The sequence below is a fragment of the Cellulomonas sp. PS-H5 genome (genome assembly GCF_019265565.1).
Taxonomy (GTDB): domain Bacteria; phylum Actinomycetota; class Actinomycetes; order Actinomycetales; family Cellulomonadaceae; genus Cellulomonas.
Genome location: NZ_JAHVCI010000008.1, coordinates 64865 through 78501, shown reverse-complemented (window position 1 = coordinate 78501; position 13637 = coordinate 64865). Strand labels below are relative to the sequence as shown.

The 13637-nt window shown below is 76.4% G+C and carries 14 protein-coding genes; 4 read left to right on the top strand and 10 right to left on the bottom strand.

Annotated features, from left to right (window positions below; translation table 11 throughout):
* Nucleotides 1-227 precede the first annotated feature (227 nt).
* From J5O08_RS05555 to J5O08_RS05540, 4 genes are read left to right on the top strand one after another with little or no spacing between them, the layout of a single operon-like run.
* A complete protein-coding gene (locus J5O08_RS05555; RefSeq protein ID WP_218705879.1) occupies nucleotides 228-941 on the top strand; it encodes a hypothetical protein in 714 nt (237 codons plus the stop codon).
* Complete coding sequence (locus J5O08_RS05550; RefSeq protein WP_218705878.1) at nucleotides 938-1240, top strand: transcriptional regulator; 303 nt, start codon at nucleotides 938-940, stop codon at nucleotides 1238-1240. The genes J5O08_RS05555 and J5O08_RS05550 overlap by 4 nt, the downstream gene beginning before the upstream one ends.
* The gene (locus J5O08_RS05545; protein WP_218705877.1) at nucleotides 1237-2178 is read left to right on the top strand and encodes an ABC transporter ATP-binding protein; all 942 of its coding nucleotides are present in this window, start codon (nucleotides 1237-1239) and stop codon (nucleotides 2176-2178) included. Before J5O08_RS05550 ends, J5O08_RS05545 begins: the two co-directional genes overlap by 4 nt.
* The gene (locus J5O08_RS05540; protein WP_218705875.1) at nucleotides 2175-2978 is read left to right on the top strand and encodes an ABC transporter permease; all 804 of its coding nucleotides are present in this window, start codon (nucleotides 2175-2177) and stop codon (nucleotides 2976-2978) included. The genes J5O08_RS05545 and J5O08_RS05540 overlap by 4 nt, the downstream gene beginning before the upstream one ends.
* A 6-nt stretch (nucleotides 2979-2984) precedes the next feature.
* On the opposite strand, the gene J5O08_RS05535 is transcribed toward J5O08_RS05540, so the two are convergent.
* The 10 genes from J5O08_RS05535 to J5O08_RS05490 all read right to left on the bottom strand — a co-directional run bounded on the left by J5O08_RS05535 (nucleotide 2985) and on the right by J5O08_RS05490 (nucleotide 13551).
* The gene (locus J5O08_RS05535; protein WP_218705873.1) at nucleotides 2985-3740 is read right to left on the bottom strand and encodes a copper homeostasis protein CutC; all 756 of its coding nucleotides are present in this window, start codon (nucleotides 3738-3740) and stop codon (nucleotides 2985-2987) included.
* A gap of 104 nt (nucleotides 3741-3844) precedes the next feature.
* A complete protein-coding gene (locus tag J5O08_RS05530; RefSeq protein ID WP_218705904.1) occupies nucleotides 3845-6367 on the bottom strand; it encodes a heavy metal translocating P-type ATPase in 2523 nt (840 codons plus the stop codon).
* Nucleotides 6368-6441: 74 nt separating this feature from the next.
* A complete protein-coding gene (locus J5O08_RS05525) occupies nucleotides 6442-6675 on the bottom strand; it encodes a heavy-metal-associated domain-containing protein (RefSeq protein WP_217614796.1) in 234 nt (77 codons plus the stop codon).
* 32 nt (nucleotides 6676-6707) lie between these two features.
* Nucleotides 6708-6989, bottom strand: a complete 282-nt coding sequence (locus J5O08_RS05520) for a metal-sensitive transcriptional regulator (protein WP_147794991.1) — start codon at nucleotides 6987-6989, stop codon at nucleotides 6708-6710.
* A 51-nt stretch (nucleotides 6990-7040) separates the two neighbouring features.
* The gene (locus J5O08_RS05515) at nucleotides 7041-7340 is read right to left on the bottom strand and encodes a type II toxin-antitoxin system Phd/YefM family antitoxin (protein WP_218705872.1); all 300 of its coding nucleotides are present in this window, start codon (nucleotides 7338-7340) and stop codon (nucleotides 7041-7043) included.
* A 557-nt stretch (nucleotides 7341-7897) separates the two neighbouring features.
* A complete protein-coding gene (gene fni / locus J5O08_RS05510) occupies nucleotides 7898-9043 on the bottom strand; it encodes a type 2 isopentenyl-diphosphate Delta-isomerase (protein ID WP_218705870.1) in 1146 nt (381 codons plus the stop codon).
* Nucleotides 9040-10191 carry a phosphomevalonate kinase gene (locus tag J5O08_RS05505; RefSeq protein WP_308281386.1) on the bottom strand — a complete coding sequence of 384 codons (1152 nt, stop codon included), beginning with the start codon at nucleotides 10189-10191 and terminating at the stop codon, nucleotides 9040-9042. The genes fni and J5O08_RS05505 overlap by 4 nt, the downstream gene beginning before the upstream one ends.
* On the bottom strand, nucleotides 10188-11183 hold the full coding sequence (gene mvaD, locus J5O08_RS05500) for a diphosphomevalonate decarboxylase (protein ID WP_218705869.1): 996 nt from the start codon (nucleotides 11181-11183) through the stop codon (nucleotides 10188-10190). The genes J5O08_RS05505 and mvaD overlap by 4 nt, the downstream gene beginning before the upstream one ends.
* Nucleotides 11180-12202 carry a mevalonate kinase gene (mvk, locus tag J5O08_RS05495; RefSeq protein ID WP_218705868.1) on the bottom strand — a complete coding sequence of 341 codons (1023 nt, stop codon included), beginning with the start codon at nucleotides 12200-12202 and terminating at the stop codon, nucleotides 11180-11182. Before mvk ends, mvaD begins: the two co-directional genes overlap by 4 nt.
* Nucleotides 12199-13551 carry a tripartite tricarboxylate transporter permease gene (locus J5O08_RS05490; RefSeq protein ID WP_218705867.1) on the bottom strand — a complete coding sequence of 451 codons (1353 nt, stop codon included), beginning with the start codon at nucleotides 13549-13551 and terminating at the stop codon, nucleotides 12199-12201. Before J5O08_RS05490 ends, mvk begins: the two co-directional genes overlap by 4 nt.
* Between the last annotated feature and the right edge of the window lie 86 nt (nucleotides 13552-13637).

Genomic DNA, 13637 nt, shown 5'->3' with positions numbered 1-13637 from the left:
GGGCAGCGGCGCCGGGCGCGTCCGGGGCGGTCTCGGCGGGCGGGCGCGGGTCGCGGGCGGTCACGCCCGGCAGCGTAGGCCCCGTCGCTGACCGTCGGCTGGACGTCGTCTGAGCGGGCGGCTCTTGTGCGCGCGGTCGACGCGGCACTAGGTTTGCGACACAAAGTAGTTGGTGAGTTGCTCCCGCCCGGGTCCGCCGCCGCCGAGCCGCACCGAGGACAGCCGCCATGCCGCACCCCGCCGACGCACCCGACGCACGCCGTGTCGCCGACGCGCCCGACGTCGCCGACGCGCCGGACGTCCCCGACGGCCCGCTCGACCCGGCGCTCGCCCGGGCGATCATCGACGCCCAGCGCACCCGGGTCCGCACCACCGCCTACACCGACGACCGCGTGATCTTCGGCGTCTGGTCCGTGGCGTGGCTGGTCGGCTACGGCGTGCTGTGGGCCACGAGCGGCGACGGCGTCACGGCGATCCCGTGGTGGGCGTGGGCGGTGTTCGGCGTGCTGATCCTCACCGGCGTCGCCACGACCGTGCTGCACTCCGTGCGCCGGATGTCCGGCATGGACGGCGTCAGCCGCCGCACGGGGCAGCTCTACGGCTGGTCCTGGTTCGTGGCGTTCGCCGCGGGCCAGACCCTGGTCGGCGGGCTCGCGGGGGCGGGCCTGCCGGACGAGGCCGTGACCCTCGCCGCGAACGGCATCTCCGCGCTGATCGTCGCGGTGCTCTACATGGCGGGCGGCGCGCTCTGGCAGGACCGGGCGCAGTTCGCTCTCGGGGTGTGGATGGCCGTGGTCGCCGCGGCCGCCACCGTCGTCGGGCTGCCCGGCACGTTCGTCGTCATGGGGCTGGCGGGCGGCGGCGGGATGGCGGTCGGCGCCCTGCTCGCGCACGTCGCGCAGCGCCGGGGACGCGCGGCCCGCCGCGGGGCGGTCGCGTGACGGACGCCGACCTCGACCCGGTGATCCACGCGCAGTCCCGGCTGCGCGTCGTCGCCACCCTCGCGGCCCTCGCCCCCGGCGACCGGCTCGCGTTCCCCCGGCTGCAGCAGCTCCTCGAGATGACGGCCGGCAACCTGTCCACGCACGTGCGCAAGCTGGAGGAGGCGGAGTACGTGACCGTCGAGAAGACCTTCGAGGGCCGCACGCCGGCCACCTACGTCGAGCTGTCGCCGGAGGGCCGGGCCGCGTTCGCCCGGTACACCCGCGCGCTCACCGACCTGCTCGGCGGTGCCCGGTGACCGGCGCGCTCGTCGAGCTGGACGGCGTCACCCGCCGGTACGGCGACGTGGTCGCGCTCGACGACGTGTCGCTGGCCGTCGGTGCCGGGGAGATGGTGGGCCTCCTGGGCCCGAACGGCGCCGGGAAGTCGACGCTGCTGTCGCTGGTGAGCGGCCTGCGCCGACCCGACGCCGGCACGGTGCGGCTGGCCGGCCGCGACCCGCGGGACCCGGCGGCGCGCGCCGGGCTCGGCACCACGCCGCAGGAGACCGGGCTGCCGTCGACGCTGCGGGTCGGCGAGGTCGTGGACCTCGTGGCCGGGCACTACGCCGACCCGATGCCGCGCGTGGAGGTGCTGGAGCGGTTCGGGCTCACGGACCTCGCCCGCCGGCAGACGGGTGGGCTGTCCGGCGGGCAGCGGCGCCGGCTGGCGGTCGCACTCTCCCTCGTCGGGCGCCCGCGGGTCGTGCTGCTCGACGAGCCGACCACCGGGCTCGACGTCGAGGCGCGCCACGTGCTGTGGGACGCGCTGCGCGACTACCAGTCCGGCGGGGCGACCGTGATCGTCACGAGCCACTACCTCGAGGAGATCGAGGCGCTCGCCCGCCGGGTGGTCGTGGTCGGCGGCGGCCGGGTGCTCGCCGACGACGACCTGCCGACGATCCTCGCGATGGCGGCCGCGCGGCGGGTGCTGGTCGAGGTGCCCGAGGCCGAGGAGCCGCGGCTCCGCGCGCTGGCCGGGGTGCTGGACGTCCGGCGCGAGGGCCGGCGCACCGTGCTGCTCGCCGGGGACGCCGACGCCGTCGTCCGGGCGCTGGTCCGCGAGGACGTGCCGTTCCGCGACCTCGAGGTCCGGGGCGCGTCGCTCGAGGAGGCGTTCCTCGCGCTCACCTCGTCGGCGTCGTCGGCCGCGTCGTCGCCCACCCCGTCCGCCACCACCGACCGGGAGACCCGATGACCACCGACGTGCCCGCCGCTGCCGCCGCCCCCGCGCCCGCCGGGACCCGGTCCTGGCTCTCGCTCGCCCTGCTGCACACCCGGTTCCAGCTGCTGGAGTCCGTGCGGGTGCCGATCGCCGTGATCGGCAACCTGCTGTTCCCGTCGCTCGCGCTGCTGTTCTTCGTGGTGCCGCAGCGCGCCGTGGCCGACGACCCGCTCGCCTCGGTCGCGGCCGTCGCCCAGCTCGGGACGTTCGCCGTGATGTCGGCGTGCCTGTTCACGCTGGGTGCGGGGGTGTCGGAGGACCGGCAGCTCGCGTTCGACCCGTACGTCCGCACGCTGCCCGCGGGCGCCGGGCCTCGGCTGGCCGGGCGGATCGTCAACGCGATCGTGTTCTGCCTCGGCGCGCAGGTGCCGGTGATCCTGATCGCGGTCCTGCTGACCTCGGCGTCGGTGACCCCGGCCCGCGGCCTCGGCGGGCTCGCGATGGTCCCGGTCGTCGCGGTGCCGTTCACGCTGCTCGGGCTCGCGATCGGCTACGCGCTGTCGGCGAAGGCGGCGATCGCGGTCGTGCAGGCGGTGCTGTTCCCGCTCGCGTTCGCGGGCGGGCTGTTCCTGCCGCCGGAGGCGTTCCCGTCCTGGCTCGACGCGCTGTCCCAGGCCCTGCCGTCCCGCGCCGCCCGCGACCTGGTCGTCGAGGTGACGACCGGGATCGAGGGCTCGCCCTGGGCACTGCCGGTGCTGCTGGCGTGGACCGCGGCGTTCGCCGCCCTGGCGGTCCTGGCGTACCGGCGCGACGAGGGCCGCAGGTTCCGCTGACCCGCGTCAGGCGCGCGCCAGCGCCGCGGCAGCCTGGGCGACGAGGTCCGGGTCCGTGACCGTCCAGCCGCCCGCGGAGCCCCCGCCGCCCGGTCCGCCGTCGCCGGCGACCGCGCGGCTCGCGGACAGGTGCACGGCGTCCACGCCGGCCGCGACGAGCACGCCGACGTCGACGGGCCGCACGCCGCCGCCGGCCATGACCTGCACGGCGCCCGCGGCGTGCTCGACCATCGCGGCGAGGCGCCGGACGCCGTCGATGCTGCGGGCCTCGCCGCCCGAGGACAGCACGCGGGTCACGCCCGCGGCGGCGAGGGCGTCCAGGACGGCGAGCGGGTCCGCCACGGAGTCGACGGCCCGGTGGAACGTGACCTCGCGGCCGTCCGCGGCCGCGACCAGCGCGGCGAGCGCGGGCTCGTCGACCCGGCCGTCCGCCGTCAGGGTGCCGACCACGACGCCGTCGACGCCGAGGTCGACCGCAGCGCGGACCTCGCGGACCTGCACGTCGAGCTCGTCGGCGTCGTAGACGAACGACCCCGGCCGCGGTCGGACCAGCACGTGCACGCCCGTCGGTGCGGCACCGCCGGCGGCGCGGGCCTCGCGCTCGGCGACCAGCGCCGCGAGCAGGCCGGCGCCCGGGGTCAGCCCGCCGGTCGCGGCGAGCGCGGCGCACACCTCGACGCGCGCGGCCCCGGCGTCGGCGGCCACCCGGTAGCCGGCCAGGTCCTGGACGGCGATCTCGAGGACGGGTCGGGACACGCTCACGGGCTCCTCCTGGGCGGCGGGGGTCGGTGCCGACCGTAGCGCCTCCGGGCGCCACCTCCTCGGGACGTCCGCGCCGGACGCGTCCGAGGAGGTGGGCCGCCGGGTCAGGCGAACCGGCGCAGCCGGAGCGAGTTCGCGACCACCAGCACCGACGAGAACGCCATGGCGGCGCCCGCGATCATCGGGTTGAGCAGGCCGAGCGCCGCGAGCGGGATCGCCGCGACGTTGTACGCGAACGCCCAGAACAGGTTCTGCTTGATGACGCGCAAGGTGGTGCGGGCCAGCCGCACCGCCTGCGGCGCCGACCGCAGGTCCCCGCGGACGAGCGTCACGTCGGCGGCCTCGATGGCCACGTCGGTCCCGGTGCCCATCGCGAGCCCCAGGTCCGCGGTGGCGAGCGCCGCGGCGTCGTTCACGCCGTCCCCGACCATCGCGACCCGCCGGCCCTCGCCCTGCAGCCGCCGGACCACGTCCACCTTGTCGGCGGGCAGCACCTCGGCCACCACGTCCGCCTCGGCGATCCCGACCGACCGGGCCACCGCGCGGGCCGCGCCCGCGTTGTCGCCCGTGAGCAGCACCGGCCGGAGCCCGAGCGCGCGCAGGTCCTCGACCGCGCGCCGCGAGCCCTCCTTGACGGGGTCCCGCAGCACGAGCACGCCGCGGGCGGCGCCGTCCCACGCGACCAGCACGGCGGTCGCGCCGTCGGCCTCGGCGGCGGCGAACCGCGCGCCCAGGTCGCCGTCGGCGGGGACGCCCTGCTCGGCGAGCCAGGCCGGTCGGCCCACCAGCACGCGACGGGACAGCCCGACGCCGGCGTGCGCCGCGCGGACCACGCCGCTGACGCCCCGCCCGGCCTCGGCCCGGAACTCGTGCACCTCGTCGGTGCCGATCCCGACGCCGTCGCCGCCGACTCCCGCGGCCTCCGGGGCGAGCCCGGTGGCGGCCTCGGCGACCGCGCGGGCGATGGGGTGCTCGGCGAGCGCCTCGACGGCCCCGGCGTACCGGAGCACCTCCCGCTGCTCGGCGCTCCGGGCCGGGGAGTCGGGACCGGGATCCGCGTCCCCGTCGCCGGGGGTGAGCACGGCGACCAGCGCCATGCGGCCCTCGGTGACGGTGCCGGTCTTGTCCAGCACGACGGTGTCGACCGCGCGGGTCTGCTCGAGGATCTCCGGGCCCTTGATGAGCACGCCGAGCTGCGCCCCGCGACCGGTCCCGACGAGCAGGGCCGTGGGCGTGGCGAGCCCGAGGGCGCAGGGGCAGGCGATGATCAGCACCGCGACCGCGGCCGTGAACGCCGTCTGCGCGGACGCGCCGGACAGCAGCCAGACCGCCAGGGTGCCGGCCGCGAGCACGAGGACGATCGGCACGAACACCGCCGAGATCCGGTCCGCCAGCCGCTGCACCGGCGCCTTGCCGGTCTGCGCGGCCGCGACGAGCCGGCCGATCTGCGCCAGCCGGGTGTCCTCGCCGACGCGCGTCGCCCGGACCACCAGGTGGCCGCCCGTGTTGATGGTCGCGCCGGTGACGTCGTCGCCGGGGCCGACGTCGACGGGCACGGGCTCGCCGGTCAGCAGGCTGGTGTCGACCGCGCTGGTGCCGGACACGACCACGCCGTCCGTGGCGACCTTCTCGCCCGGGCGCACGGCGAACTCGTCGCCCACGCCGAGCCGGTCCACGGGGACGCGCTGCTCGGTGCGCCGGCCGTCGGGGCCGGTCACGAGGAGCGCCACGTCCTTGGCGCCGAGGTCGAGCAGCGAGCGCAGGGCGTCCCCGGCCCGGCGGCGCGAGCGGTGCTCGGCGTACCGGCCGGCCAGCAGGAACGTCGTCACCACGGCCGCGACCTCGAAGTACAGCTCGGGCATGTGCGTGCCCATGCCGTCGTCGGCGGCGGGCCAGAGCGTCGGCGTCATGGTCATGCCGAGCTCGCCGGCGCCGCCGAGCAGCAGCGCCCAGAGCGACCAGCCCGTCGCCGCGACGATGCCGATCGAGACGAGCGTGTCCATCGTCGACGCGCCGTGCCGGGCCGCCCGGACCGCGGCGCGGTGGAACGGCCAGGCCGCCCACGTCGCGACCGGGAGCGCGAGCACGGTGACGAGCCACTGCCAGCCGGTGAACTGCCACGCGGGCACCATCGACAGCAGCAGCACGGGGACCGTGAGGACGGCCGCGACCCGGAGCCGGCGGCGCAGGTCGGTGCCGCGCGCGTCCGTCGGGGCGGAGGTGTCCTCGTCGGGGTCCATGTCGTGCCCCGGCGCCATGCTGTGGCCGGACAGCGCGTGCTCGGTCGGGTCCATGCCGGCCATGTCGTGCCCGGCGTGCTCCGCCCCGTGGCGCGCGGCCGTGCCGTGCTCGGCACGCTCGTCCGTCGCCGTCGCCGTCGCCGTCGCCGTCGCCGTCGCCGTCGCCGTCGCCGAGGGTGCGGTCAGGTCGCGGCTCCCGGTCACCGTCGCGTCGTACCCGGCGGCACGCACGGCGGCGACCAGCGCGTCGACGTCCGGCGTGCTGCCGTCCTCGCCCGGGGACACCTCGACGTGCGCGCTCTCGAGCGCGAGGTTCACGGTCGCCCGGGCGCCGGGGACGCGGTTGAGCCGCTTCTCGACGCGCGCGACGCAGGACGCGCAGGTCATGCCCTCGACGGCGAGATCGACGGTGCCGACCGGGGCGACGGGCAGGTCGGCGGGGGTGCGCGGGTCGTCGGCTGTCACAGCAGCGACTTCCGCGGGGTGACGGCGTAGCCGGCCTCGTCGACGGCGGCGGCGATCGCCTCGTCGGTCAGCGGCGCGTCCGACGTGACGGTGACGGGCGACGACCCGCCGGCGACCAGGTCGACCTGCACGTCGGTGACGCCGGGCAGCGCGGTGAGCTCCTCGGTGACGTGACGGACGCAGTTGCCGCAGGTCATGCCGTCGACGGCGAAGCTGGTGGTCTGGCTCATGGTGGTTCCTCTCGCGGTGCGGGTCGGGGGGATCAGGAGCGGACGAGCCGGGCGATGGCCTCGGAGGCCTCGCGGACCTTCTCGGCGCCGGCCTCCTCGGACTGCCGGGCCGCGTCGACGACGCAGTGGCCCAGGTGGTCCTCGACGAGACCGATGCTCACGGCCTGCAGCGCCTTGGTCACGGCGGCGACCTGGGTCAGGACGTCGATGCAGTAGACGTCCTCGTCGACCATGCGCGCGATGCCGCGCACCTGCCCCTCGATGCGCTTGAGGCGCTTGAGGTAGTCGTCCTTGTCGCCGCTGTACCCGTGCATGTCCGCTCCCTCCGGGCGAGGCGCGACCGCACCCCGTCACGAGACTGAACGCTATACCCCCTGGGGGTATTCCGTGGGGACCGAGGTCCCGGTGGGCGGCCAGTCGGTGGCGGCGTCCGGGGACGTCCGGATGCGGGCGGCCCACTCGTCGAGCGTCTCGACCTCGCGTGCGCCGGGGTCGTCCTCGAGCCGGCGGAGCAGCCGGAAGTCGTCGACGCCGATGAGGACCGCGACGAGCTCGCCGTAGCGCCACAGCCCCACGCGCCCGTGCCCGAACGCCACCTCGTTCACCATGGACGCGAGGTGGGTCCGGAACTCCCGCGCCGTCGCTTCTCTCGTGATCGTGTGCATGCCTCGACGCTAGGGCCCGGGAGCGGCGTCACGGCGGTCGTCCCCAGGCGGATTCGCCACTGCTGGTGGCGCTCGGGGCGGCTGGTGGGTGCACCGTGTACGCGGCGTGATCTGGCGGACTCGGCGTTCATTCTGGGCGTGAGTACACCAGGTACGCGGTGAGCGCGGTGCACGCGAACGCGAGCTCCAGGGTTCCTCGACGGCTCGGGGCGGCACGGTGGACGCACGCGGAGAACGGACCCGGTACCGCTGCGCCGAGCCGGCGTGCGGGCAGGGCGCGGTCCGCCCGCGCTGCACGACACCGTGTACGCACGCTCAGATTGAAGGTCGGATCCGCTCGGGTACGCCGTGTACGCACGCTCAGGTTGGAGGTCGGGTCCGCTGGGGTACGCCGTGTACGCACGCTCAGATTGGGAGTCGGGTCCACTGGGGTGCGTGTACGCGCGCGCGGGCCGCGGGCCGCGGGCCGCGGGGTGCGCGGGGCGCGGACCGCGGGGGGTGCGGGGCGCGGAGCGCCGGTCGGGCCGGGGTGCGGTGCGGCGCCGCGTCCCGGGGGGTCAGAGACCGCTGCGGCGGGCGAAGGCGCGGGCGTCGACGCCGCGGAGGTCGCAGAACTCGCGCACCGGACCGGTCAGCAGCAGGTCCACGTGCCGGAGGTCGGCGACGGTGCGGGCGCCGAGCAGCGTCATGATGTCGCCGACCTGGGTCAGCCAGGACTCGATGCGGGCGACCAGGGCGGCCTCGCCGTCGGTGAGCAGCGTGCGGAGGAACCCGCCCGCGACGCCGACCGCCGTGGCGCCGAGCGCGAGCGCGCGGACGACGTCGAGCGGGTGCCGGACGCCGCCGGACGCCAGGAGGTCGACCCCGTCGACCGACGAGGCGTCGAGCAGACCCTCCACGGCGGACTGGCCCCAGGACGCGAGGTAGTCCATGCCGCCGTCGGTGCGGCGCGCGGACTCGATGGCGGTGAAGTCGGTGCCGCCGCGGCCGGAGACGTCGACGGCGGCGACGCCGAGGTCGCGCAGCCGCTCGACGGTGCCGCGGCTCATGCCGGCGCCGACCTCCTTGACGACCACGGGGACGTCCACGCCGTCGACGATCGCCGCGATGTTGTCGGCCCAGCGCGTGAAGTCGCGGTCGCCCTCGGGCATGACGATCTCCTGCGCCGGGTTCACGTGCACCTGGAGGCCGTCGGCGCCGAGGATCTCGACGGAGCGGCGCGCCTGGGCGGGCGTGAGGTTCGCGTTGACGTTCGCGAGCACGAAGCCGTCCGGGTTGAGGTCGCGCAGCACCCGGAACGACGGGATCGCGGCGGGCTCGCGGTGCAGGATCCCGGTGGAGCCGGACGCGATCGGCACGCCGGTCTCCCGCGCGGCGACCGCGAGGGCGCGGTTGATCGTGGCGGTGTGGGCGGTGCCGCCGGTCATGCCGTTGATGTAGAGCGGCACGGGCCAGTCCAGCACCCGGCCGGCCGTCCGCAGCGAGACCTGCGCCCGGTCCCCCGCCGCCAGCGGGTGGTTCATCGGGCGGACGTGGTCGAAGTCGCTCGGGCCGGGCTCGGCGTGCTGCGCGACGGCCAGGCGGACGTGGTCGTCCTTGCGGCGCGCGTCCTGCTCGGCAGGAGTCCCCCCGGCGGCGGGCGCCCCGGCGGCACCGGCGACCGGCTGGTCCTGGCCCGACAGGTGCGCGTCCTCGGGGCTCATCGGGCGTCCCCGGCGTCGCACGGCTGCTGCACGCGGAGCGACAGGTGCCGCACGTCGGACAGCTCCCAGTCGCGCAGCATCGGCTCGAGGTCGGTGTCGGCGTCGACCAGCACGATGCCGCAGTCGCCCCCGCCCGCCCCGGACGACTTCGCCGCCGCGCCCACGCTCTCGGCCGTCTCGCACAGCGTGCGCAGCGCGGGGGTCTCGATGTCGACGCCGGCGGCGCGCGCCAGCGAGGTGAGCAGCCCGCGCGCGCGGTGGATCTGCGCCTTGGCGGCGGGGGCGTCGTCGCGCTCGATGGCGTCGGCCAGCGCGTCCACGCACTCCCGGGAGGCGGCGAGGAAGTCGGGGTAGTGGGCCTCGGCGGCGCCCTTGCGGGACTGCATGCGCTCGACCAGGCGGGTGGTCGACGCGGGGACGCCCGTCCAGCCGACGACGAGCCGCATGGTGCGGGGCGTCGGGAGCCGCCGGACGGACAGGCCGGGCCAGTCGGCGTCGAGCAGCGCGGACAGGGGCCGCCGGGCGCCCGACGACTCGGCGGCGGCCTGGGCGGTGCGCAGCCAGTCGCGGTCGAGCGCGGCGTACCGGATCCACCCGCCGTACAGGCTCGCCGCGACGTCGCCGCCGGAGCCCATGGGGTTCACCGCCACGGTCGCGAGCAGCGCGAGCCGCAGCAGCCGGTCGGTCGGCAGGTCGAGCGCGTAGAACCGGTCGAGCGCCCGCACGGTCGCGGCGGTGACGGCCGCCGACGACCCGAGGCCGAACTTGCGGCCCGACTGGTCGTCGAGCTCGGAGGTGATCGTGATGTCGTAGAAGCCGAGCTCGCGGCCCTGCTCCGCGGCGAACCGCTCCACGACGTCGATCGCCGCGAGCACGTAGTCGAACGGACGGCTGTCGTGGTCGAGCACGACCCGGCCGCCGTCGCGGCGCCAGACGACCGGCAGCCGGCCGTACTGGTCGGAGGCGATGGACCCGGCGCCCTCGGCACGCGCCAGCCGCACGGTCACGTGCCGGTCGACGGCGACGAGCACCGCGGGGTACCCGGCCTCGACGACGGCGTACTCGCCGGCGACGAACAGCTTGCCGGGGGCGCTGACCTCGATGGGGGCCTCGGTGGGTGCCGGGGCCCCGGCGACGGGCGCGGTCACGCAGCACCTCCCGTCGTCACGCGCAGGTCCGGCCCGGGTCGCGCGGTCACCACGCGGCGGGTGCCGCCCTCGGACAGCGCCTCGGCGACGGCGGCCAGGTCGCGGCCGGCGCACAGCACCTTGACGTTCGGCCCCGCGTCGATGGTCGCCCAGCACGGCAGGCCGTCGGCGCGCAGCGCCTGCACCTGGTCGAGCACGCCGACGGTGTGCGCGGTCCAGTACCGGACCGGCGGGCGCGCGCCGAGCATCGTCGCGTGCATCCGCAGGGCGTTCGACTCGGCCAGCGCGCCGAGGGTCGGCAGGTCGCCGGCGCGCACGGCGTCGAGCATCAGCGCGACGTCGACCTCGGTCGACTCGGTCCAGGACGGGAAGAACGGGGAGGTCTCGACGGTGCGGCGCATGGCCTCGCGCGACGAGATCGACTTGGGCCCGGCGTCGAGCACGACCACGGCCATCGCCGGGTCGAGCGGGCCGCCCGCCTCGCCACCCGGCACGGGCTCGGCGAACGACGAGGCGTCGTCGGTGCCCGCGTGCCAGACCACCAGGCCGCCGAAGACCGAGCGCGCCGCCGACCCGGAGCCGCGGCGGGCCAGCCGGGAGAGCGCGCGGGGGTCGAGGTCCAGCCCGTACGCGGCGGCCGCGGCCCCGGCGAGCGCGGCGAACCCGCTCGCGGACGACGCCAGGCCCGCCCCGGTCGGCACGGTCGAGACGGACGTGACCGAGGCGTGCACGGACGAGCCGGCGAGCGAGCGCACCAGGTCGAGGAACCGCCGGACCCGCACGACCTCGCCGTCCGACATCGGCCGGCCGTCGAGCGTGCCGGAGTCCTCCGACGCGGCGGGGTCGAGCGTCACGGTGGTCGTCGCGTGGAACGCGTCGAGCGTGAGCGACAGGCTGGACGTCGCGGGCAGCGCCAGGGCCTCGTCGCGCTTGCCCCAGTACTTGGCGAGCGCGATGTTCGCGTGCGCGACGGCGGTCGCGGAGTCAGTCATCCGAGGGGCACCTGGGCGGAGGGGGCGGCGGGGCGCCGCGCGTCGGTCCGGTGCAGCCACGTGCGCGCCGCTCCCGCGCGGCGCAGGGCAGCGGCGATCGTACCAGCGGAGGCGGCGTCGGCCGCGAGCGCCAGCATGCATCCGCCCTGGCCACCGCCGGTGAGCTTGGCGCCGAGGGCGCCGGCCGCGAGGGCCGCGCCGACCAGGCGGTCCAGCTCGGGGGAGGAGACGCCGAGCTCCGCGAGGGCGCCGTGCGCGCGGGTCATCCGCGCGCCCAGCTCCGCGGGCCGGTCGAGGGCCAGGTCGTCGACCACGTCCCGGGTGATCGCCCCGAGCTCAGCGATCAGCTCCGCGCCCCGTGCGGGGTGCCGGTCCCGGAACGACCGGACGTCGGCGACCGCGACCCGGGTGCGTCCGTGCACGCCGGTGTCGGCGACGACGAGGTGCGCGCGCAGCGCGAGGTCGAGCGGGCGGATCTCGCCGGCCTGGAACCACACCGGCTCGGTCGAGGCGGTGGTGCGGGCGTCCAGCCCGCTGGGGTTGCCGTGCGCCACCCGCTCGCCGACCTGCACGAGGTCGAAGTGCTCCTGCGGGGTCAGCCTGCGGCCGGCCAGGTCGGCCAGCGCGAGCGCGAGCGCCCCGGCGGTGGCGGCGCTGGACCCGAGCCCGCGGGCGGCGGGGATCGTGGACTCGGTGGACAGCACGATGTCCCGGTGCGGCAGGCCGAGGTGGTCGAGCGTGGCCTCGACGGCGGCGACCGGGGCGGCGAGCTGCTCGGGGGCGTCGGACAGCGCGCCGGAGTACAGCACGGACTCGAGCGCCAGCGGCCCCTCCTCGCGCCGGGCCACGGCGCGCATCGGCAGGCTCGCCAGCGGCAGCGCGATCGCGGGCTCGCCGTACACGACGGCGTGCTCGCCGACCAGGATCGCCTTCGCGCGGGTGTGCCCCGTCCCGGTGGCGCGCGGGGCGCCCGGGCCGGTGCTGCGCGGGTTCGAGCTCGAGATGGTCCGACTCCTCACATCAGGTGCGCCACGAACCACGGGGCCGCGTACAGCGACATGAACTGCACCCCGAAGTTGACGCCCAACCGGTTCAGCGTGCCGCAGGTCAGCCCGACCAGCAGCACGGCGAAGACGTTGACGAGCCCCGCGTCCAGGTAGGCGAGGAGCAGCACGAACACGATGAACAGCGCCAGCACGGCCTCGTGCGGGACGTACCGGGTCACGAGCGCGGTGAGCCGGAACGAGTACCGGACCGCCAGCACGTAGGACAGCACCAGGGCGAGCGCCCCGCCGACCACCACCGCGACCACGAACTGCGACGTCGACAGCAGCTGGTGCAGGTTGTTGTCGAGCGTGAGCACGGGCGGCGCGTTGAAAAGCGCGTTCGCGGGGCCGACGGCGACGGGCGACAGCGGCAGCCCGACCGCCAGCAGCGGGATGATCACGCCGGCCAGGTACGTCGAGTGCGCCAGCGCGGCCATCGAGGTGATCGCCCGGGACGACCGCTCGACGGGCTGCTGGGCCCGGGCGCCGGACGCCTCGCCCATGAGCAGCGTGAGGGCGACCGGGCTGAGGAAGAACAGCGGCGTCGACGCGGCGGAGACCGTGGCCGAGGCGCCGAGCTCGGCCTTGGTCAGCAGCCGGCGCGGGCTCAGCGGGGCGCCCTTCAGCTCCGAGCGCGTGATGACGACGGGCGTGCGGCCGGCGCGGGGGAGCGCGGCGCGCAGCGTCGGGTTGAGCAGCGTCGCCAGGCTGAGCAGCAGCGGGCCGGCGGTGATCGACAGGAAGAACGACACCGTGATCGTGCCGTCCTCGGGCAGCACGCCGGTCTGCCGGTACAGCGCCTGCACTCCCTGGAACAGCAGGCCGAGCGGGATGATCGCGAGCAGCGACAGCACCTTGTTCTTCCCGATCAGCGCCAGGACCACCGCGCCGCCGACGAACAGCAGCGACCCGTACTCCCGGAGCTGGTCGGCGAACGGCGTGATCGCGCTCGCGATCAGCAGCGCCAGCGGCACCGAGATCAGCGTGCCGACCACCGACCCCGCCGCCATCTTGCGGATCGTCTCCGCGGCGCGGCCCTCCCGCTTGAGCAGGAGAGCGTGGTCGATCATCGGCGCGGAGAGCACGCCGCCGGGCAGGCCGACCAGCGCGGTCGGGATCGAGTTCGTGAGGTTCAGCGTCACGACCGCGGCGATGAAGAACGCCAGCACGACCTGCGGGTCGGTGCCCGCCAGGACGAGCGCGAGCGTCACGGGCAGCAGCACCGACGTCTCGTCGGTGCCGGGGATGAACCCGATCAGCGTGTACAGCGCGACGGCCGCGAGGGCGGCGGCGACCATCGGCAGCAGCAGGGAGAGGTCCACGGAGGTCTTTCGGTGCGGGGCGCCCGTCCGGATGGGTGGCGGCGGGCGCGGCGGCTGGCGCGCGGGGGGCGGCGCGCGGCGGGGTG